Below are 19,777 nucleotides of genomic sequence, written 5' to 3'. Positions count from 1 at the left end.
GTCTGCGATTTGGCTCGGTGCTTGATGTGCAGGGGCCGGCAAGCCAGCCCCGCGATCCGGGATCAGAACCCCAGCTTGTCCCGCAGCCCGTAATACCAGGCCCCCAGCGCCGCAAACGGCGTGCGCAACAGTTGCCCGCCCGGGAACGGGTAGTGCGGCAGGTCGGCAAACGCATCAAAACGCTCAGCCTGGCCTCTCAGTGCTTCCGCCAGTACCTTGCCTGCCAAGTGGGTGTACGTCACGCCATGGCCGCTGCAGCCCTGGGAATAATAGATGTTGTCCCCCAGGCGGCCGACCTGCGGCAGACGCGACAGGGTCAGTAGGAAATTGCCGGTCCAGGCGTAGTCGATCTTCACGTCCTTGAGCTGCGGGAACGCCTTGAGCATCTTCGGCCGGATGATCGCTTCGATATTCGCCGGGTCGCGCGCGCCATACACCACGCCACCGCCGAAGATCAGGCGCTTGTCGCTGGTGAGTCGGTAGTAATCCAGCAAATAGTTGCAGTCCTCGACGCAGTAATCCTGCGGTAACAGCGTCTTCGCCAGCTCGTCACCCAGTGGCGCAGTCGTGATGACCTGCGTACCGCACGGCATCGACTTGGCTGCCAGCTCCGGCACCAGGTTCCCGAGATACGCATTGCCCGCGACGATAATGAACTTCGCCCTGACCTTGCCGTGGGCTGTATGCACCACCGGATTGGCGCCACGTTCAATGCGAATCGCCGCCGACTGCTCGTAGATCGTGCCGCCGAGGGACTCAACTGCCGCCGCTTCGCCCAGCGCCAGGTTCAGCGGGTGAATGTGCCCGCCGCTCATGTCCAGCAGGCCGCCTACATAGTTGTCACAGGCGACCACTTCGCGAATGCGGCGCTCGTCCAGCAACTCCAGCTGAGTATGCCCATAGCGCTCCCACAGGCGCTTCTGCGACTCCAGGTGGCCCATGTGCTTGCTGTTAAGGGCGGCGAACACACCGCCGTCCTTCAAGTCGCACTGGATCTGATACTTGGCCACACGCTCCCGAATGATTTTGCCGCCTTCAAACGCCATCGCGCCCAGCAACTGCGCCTGCTTGGGGCCGACGCTGCGCTCGATCACATCGATATCACGGCTGTAACTGTTGACGATTTGCCCGCCGTTGCGACCCGACGCGCCAAACCCCACCTTGGCGGCTTCCAGCACTGTTACGCGAAAACCGTTCTCCAGCAGGAACAGCGCGCTGGAAAGCCCGGTATAGCCGGCACCAATCACACACACATCGGTTTCGACTTCACCTTGCAGCTCAGGGCGAGGAGGTACCGCATTCGCAGACGCGGCGTAATACGACTGGGGGTAGGGGGTGTTCGCCATCCTGGAACCTCTGTTTTATATTTTTTACGAGTGCGCCGATCCTACCTGAGTTGAAAATCCGCTGCCAGCCACCGGAAAAATACCGTCATGCCGCTCACAAATAAAAAATTCGCATATTCATAGGCTTAGCTGCAAAAAAGGTGTTGACACCCCTCGGGAATTCCGTAGAATGCCGCCTCACAGCAGGCACGTAGCTCAGTTGGTTAGAGCACCACCTTGACATGGTGGGGGTCGTTGGTTCGAGTCCAATCGCGCCTACCAAACAAAATCCGCTCTGCTGGGCGGTCTAGAAGGGCTCACCGAAAGGTGGGCCCTTTTTTGTTGTCTGTCGTTTGGGTGTGTCGCTAGGAAAAGCCAGGCAAACCTCTCAGGTTCGGTCGGTATCCAACAGCGCGTACATCTCAAAGTCCCCGGGGCTGCCACGCACCATACGGAATGACCTCAGCGTTCCTTCGTACTGAAACCCGCATTTTTTCAGGACGTTGGCCGAGCGAGGGTTCGTCACGAAAACGGTGCCTTGTACCCGCACAAAACCATATTCCAGGAATGCCCACTGAGTTATCGCAGCGCAAACTGCACTGGCAATGCCTTTGCCCCAGTAAGCAGGTGAGAGGTCATAGGCTATCTCCGCGCTTCGGTTCTTGTCGGAGATCGTGTGGAACCCGATTGTGCCGATGAGTTCGCGGTTTGCCCCATGAGTGATGGCCAGGCGCCTGTTTGAAGAAGGACGGGTCGAGTCCAGTTCGTCAAATAATGGCAAAAGGTCATTCTCGTTTTTCAGGTCCCAGCTTGTGTGTTGAATGACTTCTCTTTGTGAAAGGTAGGCATACCACGCAGGTATATCTGATCGCTCCAGTTGTCGCAGGGAGATATCCAGATGGTCCACGGCTGGAGGTTTTTGAATTTGCATGTTGGCGCTGATCCTTAGCCTGAGCGGAAAGCAGTCAGGGTAACGCCGTTGCATGCCATTTATGAAGACGTACCGCCTCGTCGCTGCCTGACTGGAATCACAGGCAAAGAAAAGCCCGCGATGGGGGCGCGGGCTTTAGAGTTTCACCAGGAGCAGGCAAACCATAGGTGTTCATCTGTGAAAGGAATGTGAAAGGGTTTCAGCGCCCAACGTTTTCACCCGCCAGAGCCAGGTTACCCAGCACCTCATCAATCAGCCCAAGCTGCCAGTTGAAGTACGGATTGAACGTCAACCGCGCGTGCATCTTGCCCGGCTCGCGATAACCCCAGTCCGAATACCACACCTCTGACCCCTGTTCGCAGGCGCGGGTGGCGTCTTCCGTCTGGCCGTTCCAGCAAAACCGCAGGCTGCCCTGTTCGCCGTAGAGCGCGTTGTCGGGTGAGAACAACAACCCCATGTGTGAGAACTGGCTGATCCGCAGTTCCGGCACGTAGTCGGTGCGCGCTTTTATCCGCTGTGTGTCCCAGGCGCTCTCCGGCAGTGTTCCGTACCAGGCCAAGCGGCTGTAGGGATTACTGAAGCGTTGCTGGAAGGTCTCCAGCACATAGTTCGTATCGACCACTGAGTCGTGGGCTGCGACGGCAATGAACACCGCTTTGGCGTAGGGACGACGCTCCAGGTCCTGGCGAGCCACTCGGCTGCTGCGGTAGAACTGGGCGAAGCCATTGGTGGGGACGGTCATGTAGCGCACCAGGCTCTGTTGTGGCCGGCTTGCGTCTGGCGCCAGCAGCCACGGGCGTGCCCAACTGATCAGGGGGGTCAGCCAGTCGTAGGTCATGCTGGACTGGAAGGCGGGGGAGAACAGCAGCAGCCCGGCGACGTCGTCGTGTTTGTAGGCGTAGTCGAGGACCAGGTTGGCACCGGTGGAGAAGCCACCGAGGTAAATCTCGCCCACTTCTGCGCGAAGGATCGCGGCCTGTTCGTCCACCACCCGGCGCCAGTCTTCCATACGTACTTGCAGCATGTCGGCCGGTTGTGTGCCGTGGCCGGGTAGCAGCACGGTCCTTACCAGGAAGCCGCGGGCAGCCAGTGCGCTGCCGATATCGTGGAAGGACCAGGGTGAGTCGCCGAGGCCGTGCACCAGAATGATCCCGCGCTTAGGGGCGCCTACGGGGCGCCATTCTTGTGGTGCGTTCCAGTTGAGTTCGGCTTCCCTGTCGGTGCCCTGGAAGTCGCGATGGTCCCGCAGCCATTGCAAGGTATCGAGACGGTACGCTTCGAATGATTTCTGGCCCAGCGGCATGCCCGGTTCTGCGATGGCGCTTGTGCAGAGCAAAAAGGCGAGGATGCCGCCAGCAACGCTCCAGAGCGTTTTGCGGGGCTGCATATAAGTTTTTTTGTTCAAGACAGGTTCTCAGCGGAGCGTAACCGTAAGGTCATGCACGATAATGACCTGCCTTGTATCGCCGATAGTGCGAAACAGTAGCAAGACGTTTCTTATGACCTCAGAAACGGTCTAACCGATAGGGCTCAAGTGCCAGCAACCCGTTGGGCGCAGACGTTGCCAGCTGTGCAATCAACTCCGCCGTCACCGCCGCCTGCGTCAGCCCCAGATGCTGGTGCCCAAACGCAAGCAAGACCTTGCCATCGCACACCTTGTCGATGATGGGCAGCGAGTCCGGCAGGGAGGGGCGAAACCCCATCCACGGCGTCGCATCTTCGGCACTCAAATCACGACGAAACAGCCCCTGACTCAGCCGGTGCAACTGCCACGCGCGCTCCATGTTCGGCGGGCGATCGAGGCCTGCAAACTCGACGGTACCTGCCAGCCGCAATCCTCCATCCATGGGCGTCATGATGAACTTGCGCTCCAGCGACGTGACGGCGAACGGTAGCCGCCCATGCTCATTGGGTAGCATCAAGTGATAACCGCGCTCTGTATCCAGCGGGACCTTTTTGCCGGTCAGTTCGGCGGTCAATTTGGCCGAATGCGCACCGCAGGCGATCAACACCTGACGCGCCGCGACCGCGCCTTGGTCGGTCCTCAGCGAAACACCGTGCTCATCCAGCTTCCCACCCAAAACCGGGTGCTTGAGAAATTGCACCCCGCAGGCCTTGGCCGCTTCCACCAGTTCACACACCACCCGGTAGGGGTCGAGAAAATGCCCGGTGCGGGGAAAGAACAACCCGCCCTGAATTCCTTCGCTGAGTTGCGGCGCTACCTTCTGTACCGCACTGGCCTGCCAGTAATCCACCGGCACTGCTTGCTGGCGCATGCGTGCCTGCAAGGCGTCGATGGCCTGACGTGAGTCGGGGCGCTCGAAGATCAGCAACGAGCCGTCTTCGCGCATCAGCCCGGGACGATTGATGCTTTCCAGCAGCCGGTGCCAGGCGCCCAGGCTACTTTCGTTGAGGGCACGGATCCCGGCGACGGTGCGCTGGAAGGCCGCCGGGCGCAGGTTCAACAGCAGTCGGGTAAACCACGGCAGCGCACGTGGCAGGTATTTCCAGTCCAGGCGCAGCGGGCCCATCGGGTCCAGAAGCATGGCCGGCAAGCGGCTGAGGATCGACGCATCCGCGATGGGAAACACTTGTTCGGTCGCCAGGTGACCGGCGTTGCCGAACGACGCCCCGTGGCCGGGTTGCTGTGGGTCGATGACCACCACTCGCCGCCCCTGGCGTGCCAGTTGCAGCGCGCAGGCGACGCCGATGATTCCGGACCCGACCACGGCGATGTCTGGAATGACGTTATCGCTCATGGGCTAGGCTTCTCTCTGACCGTCGAGCAAGCGCCGCAACAACAATGGATTGCCATGTTGCAGTGCCGTCGGCAGCAAGCCGTCCGGGAAATCCTGGTAGCACACCGGCCGCAGGAATCGCAGGATGGCGGCGGTGCCCACCGAGGTGGTGCGCGAGTCCGAGGTGGCCGGGAAGGGCCCGCCATGCACCATTGCATCACAGACTTCCACGCCGGTCGGCCAGCCATTCACCAGCAAGCGACCGGCCTTGCGTTCCAGGGTCGGCAGCAATGCGCGGGCGGCGTCCAGATCGTCGTCATCCAGATGCAGGGTGGCGGTCAACTGGCCTTCCAGGTGTTCGCTGACCTGGCGGACTTCATCGGCGTTGGCACATTGCACGATCAAGGAGGCGGCGCCGAAGATCTCGGCCTGCAGGCCGTGGTTGGCGAGAAAATCTTTTGCGTGGGTCACGAACAGGTGGGCCTGGCCTTGGTTCGGGCCTTGCGCCGCCAACCCATTGCCCGCGACATGAGCCTGCTTCGCCAGCACGCTGATGCCGTCTTCATAAGCCTTGAAGATTCCCGGTGTAAGCATGACCTGGGCAGCGCTGCGCTGAAGCAGATTGGCAGCGCTGTCGATGAAGTGGTCCAGCGCCTGCCCCGCGACAGCAATCACCAGTCCGGGATTGGTGCAGAACTGGCCGGCGCCTTGGGTCAGGGATGCGACAAACCCCTGGGCCAAAGCTTCACCGCGTGCGCTCAACGCGGCGGGAAACAGGTAGACCGGATTGATTGAACTCATCTCCGCATATACCGGAATCGGCTCGGGACGCGCCTGGGCCGCTTGGCACAAGGCGATGCCGCCGCTGCGCGAACCGGTGAAACCCACGGCCTTGATACGTGGGTCACAGACCAGCGCAATACCCACTTCGCGTCCCGAGCCGTATAACAGCGAAAACACACCGTCAGGCAAGCCACATTGCTGAACGGCCTTGGCCACCGCGCGACCCACCAGTTCGCTGGTGCCAGGATGCGCTCCGTGAGCCTTCACGATCACCGGGCAACCGGCCGCCAGTGCCGAGGCGGTATCACCGCCGGCCACCGAGAATGCCAGCGGAAAATTACTCGCACCGAATACCGCCACCGGCCCCAGCGGCACCTGGCGTTGGCGCAGGTCCGAGCGGGGCAGGGGCTGGCGATCAGGCTGCGCGGTGTCAACCCGCACATCCAGCCATTCACCCGCGCGCACGGTGCGGGCGAAGGTGCGCAGTTGGTGACAGGTGCGCCCGCGCTCGCCCTGGATGCGTGGGCGGGGCAGGCCGGTTTCGGCCATCGCCCGTTCAATCAGCTCATCGCCCAGGGCTTCGATTTCATTGGCGATGGTTTCAAGGAATTCGGCGCGAGCCGCCAATGGCGTTTCGCGGTAGGTATCGAAGGCACTCCATGCCAACGCGCAGGCTTGTTCCACATGCTCGGCGGTGCCGCCGGCGTAGGCGGGTTCCAGTGCAGTGTCGGTGGCAGGATTGATCGCCCGGATTGCCTCGCGGCTGCCTGGAATGGAATGCTGACCAATCAGCATGGTGCCCGTCAGAGTCATGGCGTAGTCCTGAGAAAGAAAAGAGAGTCCAGACAAAGAGAATTACTGTAGGAGCTGTCGAGCCAGAGCGAGGCTGCGATGCAGGCACTGCGCTCTGGCAAGTACACCACGGTGATCCCATCGCAGCCTCGCCGGGGCTCGACAGCTCCCACATTTGATCTTTGCTGCCTTGAGTATTGTTAAACGGCGTTTTGCTCAGCCGACCAGTTGGCATACCACTGGCGGAACAGCCCGTACTGTTTCTCGGCATAACGACGCTGGGCATCGCTCAGGGCGTCGGTCTCGTTGAAGTGCAGGGTGTATTCCTTGTCGCCGTTGAGCACCATCAGATGCTTGTAGAACAGCACCAGGTCGCAGCCTTCGTCAAAGGACGACAACACCGCCAGTGCCGACTCCAATTCACGCGCCTGGCGGCGTGCGGTGGCGTCGCCCTTGGCGGCTTTCTTGCTCAGGGCCACCAGTTGCAGGACTTCCCGTGGCAGCGCGTTGCCGATGCCGGTGATCGCGCCGGTGGCGTTGCAGTTGACGAAACCGTGGACCACCTGGGTATCCACGCCGACCATCAAGGTCACCGCATCATCTTTGGAGGTGATGTGTTCGGCCGCGTAACGCAGGTCTGCAGCACCGCCGAATTCCTTGAAACCGATCAGGTTCGGGTACTCGCGACGCAGCTCAAAGAACAGGTCGGCGCGGGTGGCGAAGCCGTAGTAAGGGCTGTTGTAGATCACTGCCGGCAGGTTCGGCGCTGCCTTGAGGATGGCCGCAAAGTGATCCTTCTGCGCCGTCGCCGAGGCGCCACGGGACAGCACACGCGGGATGACCATCAAGCCATGGGCGCCGACTTTCGCCGCATGCGCCGCGTGGGCCACCGCTTCACGGCTGTTGACCGCGCCGGTGCCGACGATGGTCGGTACGCCGGCAGCCACCAGGCGCGCCACGCCTTCCTGGCGCTCGGCTTCCGTCAACAACGGCCAGTCGCCCATGGAGCCGCAGTACACCACTGCGCTCATGCCGATATCGATCAATTCGCGGCCCTTGGCGACCAGTGCGTCAAAGTCCGGTTTACGCTGGGCGGTGCACGGGGTCATCAGGGCGGGGATGCAACCGGTGAAGATATTGGTGTTCATTGTTTCAGCTCCAGTTTGATTGAAGGGGCGGGGGCGGTTCAGATGCCCCACGCGAAGGGATCCTGTTCGTCGATCAGCAAAGTGCTGTCGGCGGTCATGTAGGCGCGGCCGGTGATGGAAGGGCGTACACGCTCGCCTTCCCATTCATAGCTGCCTTCGAATTGGCTGCCGGTGATGCTGGCTTGTATCCACGGTTCACCGGCGGCGAGTTTGCCGTCGGCCGCCAGGCACGCCAGCTTGGCGCTGGTGCCGGTGCCGCAGGGCGAGCGGTCGTAGGCTTTGCCCGGGCACATGACGAAGTTGCGGCTGTCGGCCTGGGCGTCGTCGGCGAACAGTTCGATATGGTCGATCAGCGCGCCGTCTTCACCGTGGATGCCCTGGGCTTCGAGGGCCTTGAGCATCGCCCAGGTGTAATCGGTCAGGGCTTCGACGTTGTCCATTTGCAGCGCCTGCCCGTGTTCGGAAACCAGGAAAAACCAGTTGCCGCCCCAGGCGATATCGCCGTAGACCCGGCCATGCCCGGGTACGTCCACTGGCACCTGCTGGCGATAGCGGTAGGCGGGCACATTGCGCAACGTCACCGCGCCGTCGGCGTGCAACGTGGCGCTGACCGGGCCGACCGGCGTGTCGATCTTGTGCACCCCCGGCGCGATCTGCCCCAAGTGATGCAGCGAGGCAACCAGGCCGATGGTGCCGTGGCCACACATGCCGAGGTAGCCGGCGTTGTTGAAGAAAATCACGCCGCAGGTGGCATCTGCCGAGACCGGCGCGCAATACAGCGCGCCCACCAGTACATCGTTGCCACGGGGCTCCAGCAGGCACGCTCTGCGCCATTGGTCATGGTGAGTGCGCAGGTTGTCGAGCTTGTCGGCAATGGTCTCGCCGGCCAACTCGGGAAAACCTGTCATCACCAGGCGCGTGGGTTCGCCGCCAGTGTGGGAATCAATGATGTGAACTCGTTTCATAGAACAATCCATTCAGTGGTTGGCTGAGGCTCAGGAAGCCAGCTGCACGCGGCCGATGTCGGGCTCAGGGGCTTCACTTTCGTCATCTTCGGTTTCCAGGCGAACCAGATGCGCCGGCACGCCGGTGGCCGCGCCCCAGTAATAAATACCCAGCGCGCAAGCGGCGACGACCAGGGTGTCGAATGGATGGCTGAGGATGCCCAGGCCACCAAAGCTGCCGAGCTTCGACAGGATGATGGTCACGGCATAGAAGCCGATCAGCCAGGCAGAGGAGCGAACCTGGCGGCCGAGGCTCAGGTGCAGGGTCGGCACAAAACGGCCGCACAGCAGGTACACCACGAACATCAGGATTTGCAGGCCGAGCAGCCACGACACGGTGCTCCAGCCCGACCAGTAGACGATTAACGCGGCGATGATGAACGACAGTGGGCCGAGCACACCCATCCACTTGACCCGGAACGGGCGCGGCAGGTCAGGCGCATTGCGGCGCAGTGCGGCAACCGACACCGGCGCCACGGCGTAGCTCAGCACCAGTGCGGCGGACACCACGTTGATCAGCGCTTCCCATGACGGGAAGGGCAGGGTCCAGAACACCGACAGGCCAAAGGTCAGCCACAGCGCCGGGCGCGGGATACCGGACTTTTCATCAATGCGCGTGAAGATTTTGAAGAAGGTCCCGGTTTGCGCCCAGCCGTAGATCACCCGTGGCGTGGCGTTCATGTAGATGTTGCCGCAACCGCTAGGGGAGATCACCGCGTCGGCCACGACGAGGTAAGCCAGCCAGCCCACACCCAGGGCGAGGGCGATGTCGCGGTATGGCAGGGCCAGTTCCTTGGCGACGCCGGCCCAGCCGTTGGCGAGCATTTCGGTGGGAATGCCGCCGAGGAATGCGGTCTGTAACAACACGTAGATCGCGGTGGAGAGCAGCACCGACAGAATCAGTGCAATCGGAATGGTGCGTTGCGGGTTCTTCACTTCGCTGGCCACCGAGATGATCGGCGTGAGACCCAGGTACGCGAAAATCACCCCGCCGGCGGACACGGCCATTTCAATGCCCGACAGGCCGAACGGCGCAAAGCCTTGAGTATGGAAATTCTCTGGCTTGAAGAAGGTGAACAGCACGCCGATCACCAGCAGCGGCACGATGAACTTGAACACGCTGACCAGGTTATTGGCCATGGCGAAGGTCTTCACGCTGCGGTAGTTGAGGGCGAAAAACAGTGAGAGCAGCGCAAATTGCACGAACCAGCCGAGGACGGTTGGGTTGCTGGAACCCGCCTGCGTCAACTCGGGAAACCAGGCCGCGGCGTATTGGCGCGAGGCGACCACTTCAATCGCCACCAGGCTTGAAAACGCGATCAGCGTGATAAAGCCCATCAGGTAGCCCAGCAGCGGGCCGTGGGAATAAACCGGGTAGCGCACCACACCACCGGCGCGGGGCAAGGCCGCCCCCAGTTCGCAGTACACAATGCCCAGCAGCAACACGGCGAAGCCGCCCAGCAACCAGGAAAAAATCCCCGCCGGCCCGGCGATGGCAGAGACGTGACTGGCCGCGAACAGCCAGCCCGAACCGAAGATCGCTCCCAGTCCGATAAAGGTGAGGTCGATCAATGAAAGCTGTTTCTTGAACTTGCCTTGGGCTGACATGGCGGCGCCTTCTTGTGGGTTATTGGATAGGCATGCAGTGGCCATACAGTGAACCCATCAACGGCGCTGCGATTGATGTTTTGCGCAAGCTGCGATGACGAAATCAGCACAGTTTCGATCACTCGACACGCAGGCGCCCATGGGGCAATCTGCTCGCCAGGCACCGCCCGCCGGGCGTCTGGTCTATCCGCTGAAAGCAGGAGAAAGCGTCATGATGCAGAGCGCGTTCGCAACCCTGTGCCAAGGGCGCGAGTCCGACCGTCCGCACACCATCGAAGAATTACTGGCCGGCGTCGGGCTGCTGTTGCCGATGCTGGACGTGATTCCCAATGCCGCGATCTTTATCAAGGATGTGCAGGCGCGCTACGTATTGGCCAACCGCACCCTGGTGCAGCGGTGCGGGTTGAAGGACTTGCAACCGTTGCTCGGGAAAACCAGTGCCGAGGTCTTTCCCGCGCAGTTGGGGCCCGGCTATACCGAACAGGATCGGCGGGTGCTGGAGCAGGGATTTGTGCTGGAAGACCAGCTGGAATTGCACCTCTACGGCACCCGCGAGCCGGGTTGGTGCCTGACCCACAAATGGCCGCTGTACAGCCGCGACGGCGCGATCATCGGCCTGGCGGGCATCTCGGTCGACCTGCAAACCGCCAGCGAAACCCACCCGGCTTATCAACGGCTGGCGGCGGTGGACGAGTACATCCGGGCGCATTTCAATCGGCGTGTCACCCTGGGTGAATTGACGCGGATTGCCGGGATTTCAGTGGCGCAGCTGGAGCGCTACTGCAAGCGCGTATTCCACCTCACGCCGCGCCAGATGATCCAGAAGGTCCGCCTGGAGCATGCGCACCGCTTGCTGCATACCGAGCTGCCGATCACTGACGTGGCGTTGCAGTGTGGGTACACCGACCACAGTGCGTTTACCCGGCAATTCAAGGCGTTGACCGGGTTTACGCCGCGCCAGTATCGTCAGGCGACCGGTGGGCAGTGATGTCTAATTGGATCTACGTGAATGTCATGAGCAGCGGTGGCGCCAACAAGGAGGGTGCCAACGCTCTTCGCAGTTGCGCAAATCTGGTCAGTTTTATCCCTGCCGTTGGCGCGATTTATCAAGTCATCCAGTCCGTGCCCGTGAGTGGCTGCGTGGTGGATATCACCGACAAAACTACCGGGCACTCTCCTGATTCGTTCAGAAGAGAAGCGGTCGTGCCCGTCTTCAACCATAGCCGTGTTCAAACTGTCAGGAGTCCAACGAGATGGAATCGGCGATAGAGTTATCTTTCGAGGTTACCGAGCAAGAGCGCCAGGCCATTCTCCAGCCGCTGCGGGAATACAACATCAGCCAATGCGGCGAGAACCCGTTCGAAACCTTCGGGCTGTTGTTGCGCGATCCCGTGAGCGAGGAAGTGGTAGGCGGCCTCTACGGGAAAATCTCCTATGGCTGGATGTTCGTTGAGCTCTTGAGCGTGCCGGAATCGCTGCGCACCCAAGGCATGGGGTCGCGGCTGATGCGCGCGGCGGAGGCGCTGGCACGAGAGAAGGGCTGTGCGGGGATCTGGCTGGACACCTTCAGCTTCCAGGCGCCCGGGTTCTACCGGAAGCTGGGTTTCAGCGAGTTCGGGCATATCGCCGACTACCCGCCAGGGCACACGCGCCACTTTTTCCAGAAGCATCTGGCTTAGCGCTTACAGGCAAGGCTCACCGTGACACACAACCCGGTGTTGTTGATTTCATCGGTGAAGCCCAATTGCACCCGCGCTCCGGTTCGCTCGGCGATCGCCTTGACGATCGAAAGGCCGAGCCCCGAGCCGGCCTCTTCAGTCCCCAGGCTGCGATAAAACGGATCAAACACCCGCGCTTGTTCATCGGCCGCGATTCCCGGCCCGGTGTCCTTGACCTGCAACCGCGCGAAGCCCTGCACCTGCTCAACCGACAGATCCACTCGCCCGCCTTCGGGGGTATAGCGGATCGCGTTGTCCACGAGGTTCTTGACCAGGGTGAACAGGTCCAGCTCGTTGATAATGACCTGCACGTCCTCGACACCTTCCGCACCGATATCGATGCGCTTGCGTTCCGCCAATGGCAGCAGGTCTTCCAGCACCTGGCGATACACCGCGTGTACGGAGACCGGCGCCTGTGGCCGGTTTGCGGCAGATTGCGCGGCGGCCAGGGTCAGCAACTGATCGATCAATTTGCGCCCGCGCTCAATGCCCCGAATCAACGGGAGCAGGCGGTCGCGGGCTTGGGTTGGCATCTCGCTGGCCGACAGTCGCTCGGCTTGCAGCGACAGCGCCGTCATCGGCGAGCGCAGCTCATGGGCGGCGTCGGCAACAAAGCGCCGCTGGCTGTCCATGGACTGCGCAACGCGTTCGAGCAGGCGATTGATGGCGACGACAAATGGCCGTACCTCGGTGGGCAAATGCTGTTCATCAATCGGGTGCAGTTCCTGTTCGGCTCGCTGGTCGATTTCCGCCGCCAGGGTGGCGATGGGGCGAAACAGTTTGCGCACCAGGTCGCTGACCACCAATAGCAACACCGGAAACAGGATCAGGAACGGCAACAAGCTGCGCCAGGCGCTCTCGCGGGCGTCCTTGTCGCGGCCGCCGGTTTCCTGGGCGACGGCAATGCGCTCACCGCGTGCGGTGGTGCGGACCAGCACGCGAAACGCTTCGCCGCCGACCTCGACCGTGGACAAGCCATCGGCCAGGCTCGTGGGCAGCGGCAGCGGTATCACCTCATCGTTGCCGGCCACTGCATGCTTGCCGTCGGCCAGGTATTGAATGATCACCCTAGACTCTTCGTCATCGCCTTCGATGCCTTGGCCTTCGGGGTAGCGCAGGGTCATGTGCTGGCGGTCGAACAGCACGGCGACCTGGCGCAGGGTATCGTCCTGCAGTTCGTGGGCCTCATCGAAAGCCGAGACGAACGCGAACACGCTGGCGAGTGCCGCTACCAGCAGAATCGCCAGCGCAAGCGCCACGGAAAGCCTGAGCTGGACGGACTCGGTCAAACGTTTTTTGAAACCATCCATCCCATGCCCCTGACGTTCTTGATGACGTGGCTGCCCAGCTTGCGCCGCAGGGCGTGGATTAGAAACTCGATGGCGTTGCTTTCCACCTCATTGCCCCAGCCATACAGGCGGTCTTCGAGTTCGCTGCGCGAGAGGATTGCTCCCGGACGGATCAACAAGGCCTGCAACAGCGCGAACTCGCGGCTGGAGAGGGCCACGCCGCTGTGTTCGTCGGTGCTGGCTTCCTTGGAGAGCAAGTCCAGTGAGACCACGCCATTGCCCAGCAAGGGCAGCGCGGCGCCGCCCTTGCGCCGCAGCACCGCGCGCATGCGCGCCAGCAGTTCGGCCATGTCGAAGGGTTTGAGCAGATAATCGTCAGCGCCGCCGTCGAGCCCGCGCAACCGGTCGTTGAGGCTGTCCCGGGCGGTGATGATCAGCAAGGGCACAGGGTTGTTGCGCGCGCGAATACTGGACAGCACGTCGAGACCGTCCTTGCCGGGCAGGCCGAGATCCAGCAGCACCAGGTCGTAGGCATGGGTGTCCAGTGCGGCGAGGCCGGTGAGGCCGTTCTTGACCCAGTCGGCGGCGTAGCTCGCGTCGGTGAGGGCGCGCTGGATTGCGTCGCCAATCATCGGGTCGTCTTCAACCAGCAATATCCGCATGAAGCGCTCCTGCATGAAAGAGGCGCGAGGGTGGACCGTCGCGCCTGTAGTGAAGCACCTATGGGGCGGTTTGTCCGCCGAGGGGTTATGGCTTGGCTTTCATTGAGTCAAACGCTTGCATCAACGTGTCCATGGCGGCCTTGCAATCGGCCTGGTTCGGGGTGCCGGCACGCAGCGCGTCCAGGGCGTGGTCGATAGCCTTGTCCAACACATGCCAATCACTGGCGGCGCGGGGTTTGATCCCGGCTTCGGCCGAGTCCCAGGTGGTTTCCAGGTCCTTGATCCGGGCTTTGGCGCCGGGCAGGTCATTCTTGCTGACGAGGGCGATCACGTCCGCCGCGATGGTGCGGAACTCGCTCAGGTCGCCCAGTTTCGAGCCCGACTGACTTTGGGTGGACACGGCATTGCCGGTGGTTGCAGCCGGCTTGTCGGCAGGTTTCGAACAGCCGGCGGCGATGCCCAGCAAAGCGATCGACAAGACGATGGCAACGCGGCGAATAAGGTTGTGTGCAATACGCATGAGGACGTTCCTGATGGAGTTATTGAGTGATGGATTTACGGTGGCCGACGCTGATTTGGGCGGCGGTCACCAGCAGGACGATGACGCAGAGGAATATCGCGCTGGTCCAGGTGGCGCCCATGCCCAGGCCGCCATAGGTCTTGGCCTGGGTCAGCAAGTCACCCAGTGACGCGCCGAACGGACGGGTGAGGATGTAGGCGATCCAGAAAGCCGGCACCACGTTGGCCCCCATGCGCCAGGCCAGCAGCGTGGCGGCGATCAGGGCGGCGAAGATCACGGCACCAAGGGTGAAACCCAGGCCCAGTGCCTCGGTAGCCAGGTCGCCGGCGGCGGTGCCGAGGGCAAAGGTGCAGAGCACCGTGGCCCAATAGAACAACTCCCGTCGCGGGGTGACGATTTCACGGATCGAGAGGGTGTGCTCCGACCGGTACCAGACCAGGAAGTTGACTGCCAGTAACACCGAGAAAATCGCCGTGCTGGTGTAGAGGCTGACGTCGAGTTTGTCGGTGAGGATGTCGGTAATCTGCGTACCGACGATGCTCACCAGCACCACCGTCAGCCAGTAGATCCAGGGCGTGTAGGCCTTGGTGCGCAGTTGGTAGAACAGCGCGATCGCCAGCAGCGTCGCCATGCCGACGCTGGTCCAGCCGACGCCGAAACCGGCGTCGACGGCGAGAAAGTCGGCGCCGTTTCGCCCACGGTCGTCGACATTACTTTGATCACCCAGAATGACAGCGTCACCTCGGGCACTTTGTTCAGCCAACGGGCTGCTGTGGCATTCATCGGGGTTACCTCTCCTGTACGCGGCAAGTGGCGCAGGGGAGAAGGTACGGCACGACACTTAGCTGGGACTGAGGTCCGTCAGTACGTGTGCCCGGCCTACGGTTGTGAGGTGCACGACACTGCCGGTCGGCGGTGCCTGCAGCCCGGAACTGCGCACCAGCAAGGATCGACCTGTGCCCGATTGCAGCGCCACGGTCAGGGTGCAGGTGTTGCCGCCAAAATCACGCTCGGTCACCACGCCCTGACAGCCTTCAGTCGCTGGCTCGCCCAGGCTGATGTGCAGTTGCTCGGGGCGCAACATGATCTGTGCCAGCCCGTGGTTGCCCAGGCTGTTGACCGCGATGCGGCCCAGGTCGCAATGGGCCCAGCCACCTTCGATGCGGGCGGGCATCAGTACGGCATCGCCGAGAAACAGGGCGGTCTGTTCGTCCCTGGGAAACTGATACAGGTCCATCGGATTGCCGGATTGCACCAGGCAACCCTGACGCATCACCGCCAACTGATCGGCGAACGACAGGGCTTCGCTCTGGTCGTGGGTCACCAGAATGGTGGTCACACCCGCGTCTTCCAGGAGCCTGGCGACCATTTTGCGCATCGCCGCGCGCAAGCCGGTATCCAGGGCGGAAAAGGGTTCATCCAGGAGCATCAGCCGTGGCTGTTGTGCCAGGGCCCTGGCCAGCGCCACACGCTGTTGTTGGCCGCCAGAAAGCTCATGGGGCCAACGCTTGGCCATGCTGGCGTCAAGCGCCACGCTGTCCATCAGTTCGGCAATTCGCTGTTGCCGCACATCGCCCTTGGCTTTGAGGCCGAAGCCTATGTTGTCGGCCACCGTCATGTGCGGGAACAACGCGCCATCTTGCGGCACATACCCGATCAGGCGTTGATGGGCCGGGACTTCATGCTGCTCATCCACCAGTACCTGGCCATTGAGGGTGAGGCTGCCGGAATCGGGAAACTCGAAGCCGGCAATCATCCGCAGCAAGGTGGTTTTGCCTGAACCGGAAGGCCCGACGATAACCGTCCGGCTGCCGGTGGGCACTGACAGGTTGATGTTTTCCAGGGCGCGTTGGGTGCCGAAGGATTTGCAGATCGCGGTGAGTTCGAGAGCGTTCATCGGCCAGCCGTGCGTTTGGATTGGTGATAAAGAAGACCGGTCAGCGGCAGCGACAGCAGGATCATCAGCAGCGCATACGGGGCTGCGGCTGCGTAGTCGATTTCACTGGTCATGGCCCAGAAACCGGTGGCCAGGGTGCGGGTACCGTTGGGGGCGAGCAACAGGGTAGCGGTCAGCTCGTTGGTGATTGCCAGGAACACCAGCGCGGCCCCGGCGGCGGCACCCGGTGCGGCCAGGCGCAAGGTGATCAGCCATAGGGCGCGGCCAGGAGAACGGCCGAGGCTGCGGGCCATGTTTTCCAGCTCTACCGGTGCCTGGGCGATACCGGCGCGCAAGCTCACCAGCGCCCGTGGCAGGAACATCAGCATATAGGCCAGCAGCACAGTGATCGTGGTTTGGTAAATCGGCCGGGCGAAGTGGATAGTCACCGTCACCAGGGCCAGCGCCACGACGATACCGGGCAGCGAGCTGGTGATGTAGTTGCAGCTTTCCAGCACCCGCTGCAAGCGGCCTGGTGCACGAATCGACAGCCAGGCAATCGGCACCGCTGCGCAGGTCGTCAGCACCGCACCGGCGATGCCCAGCAGCAGGGTTTGCTCCAGCGCCGGCAGCAATTCCCCCAACTGCCAGACCTCGCGGCCACCGGCAATCAACCATTTGCCCAGGGTGATCAGCGGCACGCCGAGGGCCAGCAGGCAGGTCACGGTTTGCAGGCCCAGGGCGAGGGCGGTGGTGCCCGCCTTCAAGCGTACGATTCGCTGTTCCCGTGCGCTGCCCGAGCCGACACGGGCGTAACGGGCATTGCCCCTTGCTGCGGATTCGGCGGTGAGCATCGCCAGGCAACACAGCGCGAGTACCGCCGCGAGCATGTTGGCCGCCGGGCCATTGAAGGTGGACTTGAACTGATCGAAGATCGCCGTGGTGAAGGTGTCAAAGCGGATCATCGCGTACAGCCCGTATTCGGCCAGCAAGTGCAGGCCCACCAGCAGCGCGCCACCGCAGATCGCCAGGCGCAATTGTGGCAGCACCACCCGGAAAAACACCGCCCAGGGTTTTAGCCCGAGGGATTCGGCCACGTCCTCGATGGCAGGGTCGAGCCGGCGCAGTGTCGCCGCCACTGGCAAGTAGAGAAACGGGAAATAGGCAATCACCGACACCAGCACGCCCGCCGGCAGGCCGTGAATCGATGGCACCAGGCTGACCCAGGCGTAGCTGTGAACAAACGCCGGTACCGCGAGCGGCGCGACGGCCAGTAGCGACCAGGCGCGACGCCCGGGCAGGTTGCTGCGCTCCGTGAGCCAGGCCAGCGCGACGCCCAGCACCACGCACAGGGGCAGGGTGATCAGTACCAGCAACACGGTATTGACCAGCAATTCGCCCACTCGCGGTCGTAACACCAAGGCAGCGATCTGCGCCCAGCCAATCTGCCAGGACACGCCGATCACAAAGGCTATCGGCAACAGTGCCAGCAGTGAGACCCATACGGATAAACCGGTCACCCACGCGCCGCCGCGGCCTTTGAACAGGCCACGGGAGCGTCGGGCAGAACGGGCGGGCAGCGCGTGCGCGATACCCGGCGGCAGGGATTCAGGCAGCAATCAGAGCAGTCCGGCCTGGGTCATGAGTTCGACGGCTTTTTTGCTGTCGAGTTTGGACGCGTCGACTTTCGGCGCATCGAGTTGCGCCAGCGGCACCAGTTTCGGGTTCGACTGGGCACCCTGGCCCACGGCGTATTCGAACGAGTTACCGCTCTCGAGAATCGCCTGGCCGTCTTTGCCGGTGATCCACTTCAGGAACGCCTGCGCTTGTTCCGGGTGTTTGCTGGAGGCCAGCACGCCGCCACCGGAGATGCTGACGAAGGCACCCGGGTCCTGGTGCTTGAAATAGTGCAGCGCGGTGTTCTTGCTGTTTTCGCCGGTCTTGGCCTGATCGACGAAGCTGTAGTAGTGATAGATCACGCCGCTGTCGACCTGGCCGGCGTTGACGGCTTTAAGCACTGCGCTGTTGCCGCGATAGATGGTGGCGTTGGCTTTCATCGCCTTCAGCCAGTCGAGGGTGGCGGCTTCGCCTTTGAGCTCCAGCACGGCGGCGACGATAGCCTGGAAGTCGGCACCGGCCGGGGAGGCGGCCCAGCGGCCTTTCCAGCTTGGCGCGGCGAGATCGAGCAAGGACTTTGGCAGGTCAGCTTCTTTCAAGGTGTTCGGGTTGTAAACAAATACCGTGGAGCGTGCGGCGATCCCCAGCCACTTGCCGTGGGCCGGGCGATAAGCGGCGCCGACCTGTTCCAGCGTGCCCGGTGCCACGGGCGCGAACAGCCCTGCATTATCCACCAGCACCATGGCCGGGGAGTTTTCAGTGAGGAATACGTCTGCCGGCGAAGCGCTGCCTTCCTGAACGATCTGGTTGCCCATCTCGGTGTCGTCGCCATTGCGCACGGTCACCGGAATGCCGGTTTCCTGGGTAAAGCCTTCAACCCAAGCCTTGGTGAGGCTTTCGTGTTGGGCGTTGTAGACCACGATGCCCACCGAGTCGCTCGCCGCATAGACATGTCCGGCGCTGACCAATGCAGTGGCCAACAGGGCCTTTTTCAGAAAGGAAGGGATGCGGGTAATCATGCCGGGCGAACTCCTGGGCTCTTATCGTTGGGCGATGCAATTAATTCCCGGGGCAATAGGAATCATTTGCATGTTTTGGCGCGGCGAATGTAGAGCGGGGAATGAGAAAAAAACGTCAAATAAATCGTTAATCCTCGTGATAAGAACTCGCGAAGCGGGTCTGCATCATGGCAGAGCGTTATCTCGCTACAGACCGCCAGGTCACCAGGCCGTCCAGGCCATGATCGGACTTCAAGTACCGAAGCACATTCTGCGCCTGGGCCTTCTCCTCAAACGGGCCGACAAAGGCGTGAGGTGCCTCATCGAGCACGGTGGGTACATCGAGCGCCTGCAACTGCGCAACCAGCTCGCCAAACGCTGTGTCGGTATCGGCGGAAAGACGCACGACCCAGCCGCTGCGATATTTCAGGGGGATGGGCTCTACCTCGGCGCCACAGTGCTTGCAGTGCGCGGCGGCGGCTTTGATCGGGCTGGAACAGGCAGGGCAGGGGCGCAGGTCTTCGTGTACCAGGGCGTCTACACCGGTCTTGGGAACGCGTGGCATCAGCAGGAGGACGATCAGGGGGATCAAGGGCACGAACAGCCCTATCGCAAACCATCTTGGCCCTGATCTGCCGCGCTCGCTGGCGAGGTAGGCGGTCACGGCGGTGACTGCCAGCCAAAGGGAAAGGTAGATGCTCATGTGCACGTCCTTGTCTTGATTTAGCGGGAGTGATGGCGACGCTGAGCCTGTTCAGCCCCGCGTCG

The 19,777-nt window shown here is 62.2% G+C and carries 17 protein-coding genes, 1 tRNA gene and 1 pseudogene; 3 read left to right on the top strand and 16 right to left on the bottom strand.

The window, feature by feature from the left end:
• Positions 1 to 62: 62 nt before the first annotated feature.
• Positions 63 to 1,346: an NAD(P)/FAD-dependent oxidoreductase gene (locus JFU58_RS23525; protein ID WP_017478810.1), complete on the bottom strand. Its 1,284-nt coding sequence runs from the start codon at positions 1,344 to 1,346 to the stop codon at positions 63 to 65.
• Positions 1,347 to 1,530: 184 nt separating this feature from the next.
• On the opposite strand from JFU58_RS23525, the gene JFU58_RS23520 reads away from it, so the two are divergent.
• Positions 1,531 to 1,607, top strand: a tRNA-Val gene (locus JFU58_RS23520).
• Between the two features lie 106 nt (positions 1,608 to 1,713).
• Here the strand turns inward: JFU58_RS23520 and JFU58_RS23515 are convergent.
• From JFU58_RS23515 to JFU58_RS23485, 7 genes are all read right to left on the bottom strand, one after another.
• Positions 1,714 to 2,256, bottom strand: coding sequence for a GNAT family N-acetyltransferase (locus JFU58_RS23515; protein ID WP_201142510.1), 543 nt, complete (start codon positions 2,254 to 2,256; stop codon positions 1,714 to 1,716).
• Positions 2,257 to 2,455: 199 nt separating this feature from the next.
• Entirely contained in the window at positions 2,456 to 3,559 is a 1,104-nt protein-coding gene (locus JFU58_RS23510; protein ID WP_201142581.1) for an alpha/beta fold hydrolase, read from the bottom strand.
• 202 nt (positions 3,560 to 3,761) lie between these two features.
• Positions 3,762 to 5,015 carry an NAD(P)/FAD-dependent oxidoreductase gene (locus tag JFU58_RS23505; protein WP_201142509.1) on the bottom strand — a complete coding sequence of 418 codons (1,254 nt, stop codon included), beginning with the start codon at positions 5,013 to 5,015 and terminating at the stop codon, positions 3,762 to 3,764.
• A 3-nt stretch (positions 5,016 to 5,018) separates the two neighbouring features.
• Positions 5,019 to 6,590: an aldehyde dehydrogenase (NADP(+)) gene (locus JFU58_RS23500; protein WP_201142508.1), complete on the bottom strand. Its 1,572-nt coding sequence runs from the start codon at positions 6,588 to 6,590 to the stop codon at positions 5,019 to 5,021.
• Between the two features lie 179 nt (positions 6,591 to 6,769).
• Entirely contained in the window at positions 6,770 to 7,717 is a 948-nt protein-coding gene (locus JFU58_RS23495; RefSeq protein ID WP_201142507.1) for a dihydrodipicolinate synthase family protein, read from the bottom strand.
• A 38-nt stretch (positions 7,718 to 7,755) separates the two neighbouring features.
• Positions 7,756 to 8,682, bottom strand: a complete 927-nt coding sequence (locus tag JFU58_RS23490) for a 4-hydroxyproline epimerase (protein ID WP_093199105.1) — start codon at positions 8,680 to 8,682, stop codon at positions 7,756 to 7,758.
• A 30-nt stretch (positions 8,683 to 8,712) separates the two neighbouring features.
• Positions 8,713 to 10,329, bottom strand: coding sequence for an APC family permease (locus JFU58_RS23485; RefSeq protein ID WP_201142506.1), 1,617 nt, complete (start codon positions 10,327 to 10,329; stop codon positions 8,713 to 8,715).
• A 211-nt stretch (positions 10,330 to 10,540) separates the two neighbouring features.
• Here JFU58_RS23485 and JFU58_RS23480 point away from each other — a divergent pair, with 211 nt between their 5' ends.
• Together JFU58_RS23480 and JFU58_RS23475 are read left to right on the top strand one after the other, a co-directional pair.
• Positions 10,541 to 11,317 (top strand): AraC family transcriptional regulator, encoded by a 777-nt coding sequence (locus JFU58_RS23480; protein ID WP_201142505.1) that lies wholly within the window; start codon positions 10,541 to 10,543, stop codon positions 11,315 to 11,317.
• A 265-nt stretch (positions 11,318 to 11,582) separates the two neighbouring features.
• Positions 11,583 to 12,008 (top strand): GNAT family N-acetyltransferase, encoded by a 426-nt coding sequence (locus JFU58_RS23475; RefSeq protein ID WP_063031704.1) that lies wholly within the window; start codon positions 11,583 to 11,585, stop codon positions 12,006 to 12,008.
• Here JFU58_RS23475 and JFU58_RS23470 read toward each other — a convergent pair.
• The 8 genes and pseudogenes from JFU58_RS23470 to JFU58_RS23435 all read right to left on the bottom strand — a co-directional run bounded on the left by JFU58_RS23470 (position 12,005) and on the right by JFU58_RS23435 (position 19,712).
• Entirely contained in the window at positions 12,005 to 13,357 is a 1,353-nt protein-coding gene (locus JFU58_RS23470) for an ATP-binding protein (protein ID WP_201142504.1), read from the bottom strand. The two genes, JFU58_RS23475 and JFU58_RS23470, sit on opposite strands and share 4 nt — an antisense overlap.
• Complete coding sequence (locus JFU58_RS23465; RefSeq protein ID WP_201142503.1) at positions 13,333 to 13,998, bottom strand: response regulator transcription factor; 666 nt, start codon at positions 13,996 to 13,998, stop codon at positions 13,333 to 13,335. The genes JFU58_RS23470 and JFU58_RS23465 overlap by 25 nt, the downstream gene beginning before the upstream one ends.
• Positions 13,999 to 14,083: 85 nt before the next feature.
• The gene (locus JFU58_RS23460) at positions 14,084 to 14,518 is read right to left on the bottom strand and encodes a hypothetical protein (RefSeq protein ID WP_201142502.1); all 435 of its coding nucleotides are present in this window, start codon (positions 14,516 to 14,518) and stop codon (positions 14,084 to 14,086) included.
• A 19-nt stretch (positions 14,519 to 14,537) separates the two neighbouring features.
• Positions 14,538 to 15,301 (bottom strand): annotated as a pseudogene (locus JFU58_RS23455) (COG4705 family protein).
• Between the two features lie 58 nt (positions 15,302 to 15,359).
• Entirely contained in the window at positions 15,360 to 16,415 is a 1,056-nt protein-coding gene (locus JFU58_RS23450) for an ABC transporter ATP-binding protein (protein WP_093199091.1), read from the bottom strand.
• Entirely contained in the window at positions 16,412 to 18,010 is a 1,599-nt protein-coding gene (locus tag JFU58_RS23445) for an ABC transporter permease (RefSeq protein ID WP_177026033.1), read from the bottom strand. The genes JFU58_RS23450 and JFU58_RS23445 overlap by 4 nt, the downstream gene beginning before the upstream one ends.
• Positions 18,011 to 18,013: 3 nt before the next feature.
• On the bottom strand, positions 18,014 to 19,030 hold the full coding sequence (locus JFU58_RS23440) for an iron ABC transporter substrate-binding protein (RefSeq protein ID WP_201142501.1): 1,017 nt from the start codon (positions 19,028 to 19,030) through the stop codon (positions 18,014 to 18,016).
• Between the two features lie 178 nt (positions 19,031 to 19,208).
• Entirely contained in the window at positions 19,209 to 19,712 is a 504-nt protein-coding gene (locus JFU58_RS23435) for an SPOR domain-containing protein (protein WP_063031691.1), read from the bottom strand.
• Positions 19,713 to 19,777: the final 65 nt, after the last annotated feature.

This window comes from Pseudomonas sp. TH34 (genome assembly GCF_016650865.1).
Classification (GTDB): domain Bacteria; phylum Pseudomonadota; class Gammaproteobacteria; order Pseudomonadales; family Pseudomonadaceae; genus Aquipseudomonas; species Aquipseudomonas yamanorum.
This window is presented reverse-complemented; position numbering and strand designations above follow the sequence as displayed.

Bases quoted from the DNA above. Each gene is read 5' to 3' on its own strand.
- JFU58_RS23525 (WP_017478810.1), bottom strand. From the start codon at position 1,346: ATGGCGAACACCCCCTACCCCCAGTCGTATTACGCCGCGTCTGCGAAT.
- JFU58_RS23515 (WP_201142510.1), bottom strand. From the start codon at position 2,256: ATGCAAATTCAAAAACCTCCAGCCGTGGACCATCTGGATATCTCCCTG.
- JFU58_RS23510 (WP_201142581.1), bottom strand. From the start codon at position 3,559: ATGCCGCTGGGCCAGAAATCATTCGAAGCGTACCGTCTCGATACCTTG.
- JFU58_RS23505 (WP_201142509.1), bottom strand. From the start codon at position 5,015: ATGAGCGATAACGTCATTCCAGACATCGCCGTGGTCGGGTCCGGAATC.
- JFU58_RS23500 (WP_201142508.1), bottom strand. From the start codon at position 6,590: ATGACTCTGACGGGCACCATGCTGATTGGTCAGCATTCCATTCCAGGC.
- JFU58_RS23495 (WP_201142507.1), bottom strand. From the start codon at position 7,717: ATGAACACCAATATCTTCACCGGTTGCATCCCCGCCCTGATGACCCCG.
- JFU58_RS23490 (WP_093199105.1), bottom strand. From the start codon at position 8,682: ATGAAACGAGTTCACATCATTGATTCCCACACTGGCGGCGAACCCACG.
- JFU58_RS23485 (WP_201142506.1), bottom strand. From the start codon at position 10,329: ATGTCAGCCCAAGGCAAGTTCAAGAAACAGCTTTCATTGATCGACCTC.
- JFU58_RS23480 (WP_201142505.1), top strand. From the start codon at position 10,541: ATGATGCAGAGCGCGTTCGCAACCCTGTGCCAAGGGCGCGAGTCCGAC.
- JFU58_RS23475 (WP_063031704.1), top strand. From the start codon at position 11,583: ATGGAATCGGCGATAGAGTTATCTTTCGAGGTTACCGAGCAAGAGCGC.
- JFU58_RS23470 (WP_201142504.1), bottom strand. From the start codon at position 13,357: ATGGATGGTTTCAAAAAACGTTTGACCGAGTCCGTCCAGCTCAGGCTT.
- JFU58_RS23465 (WP_201142503.1), bottom strand. From the start codon at position 13,998: ATGCGGATATTGCTGGTTGAAGACGACCCGATGATTGGCGACGCAATC.
- JFU58_RS23460 (WP_201142502.1), bottom strand. From the start codon at position 14,518: ATGCGTATTGCACACAACCTTATTCGCCGCGTTGCCATCGTCTTGTCG.
- JFU58_RS23450 (WP_093199091.1), bottom strand. From the start codon at position 16,415: ATGAACGCTCTCGAACTCACCGCGATCTGCAAATCCTTCGGCACCCAA.
- JFU58_RS23440 (WP_201142501.1), bottom strand. From the start codon at position 19,030: ATGATTACCCGCATCCCTTCCTTTCTGAAAAAGGCCCTGTTGGCCACT.
- JFU58_RS23435 (WP_063031691.1), bottom strand. From the start codon at position 19,712: ATGAGCATCTACCTTTCCCTTTGGCTGGCAGTCACCGCCGTGACCGCC.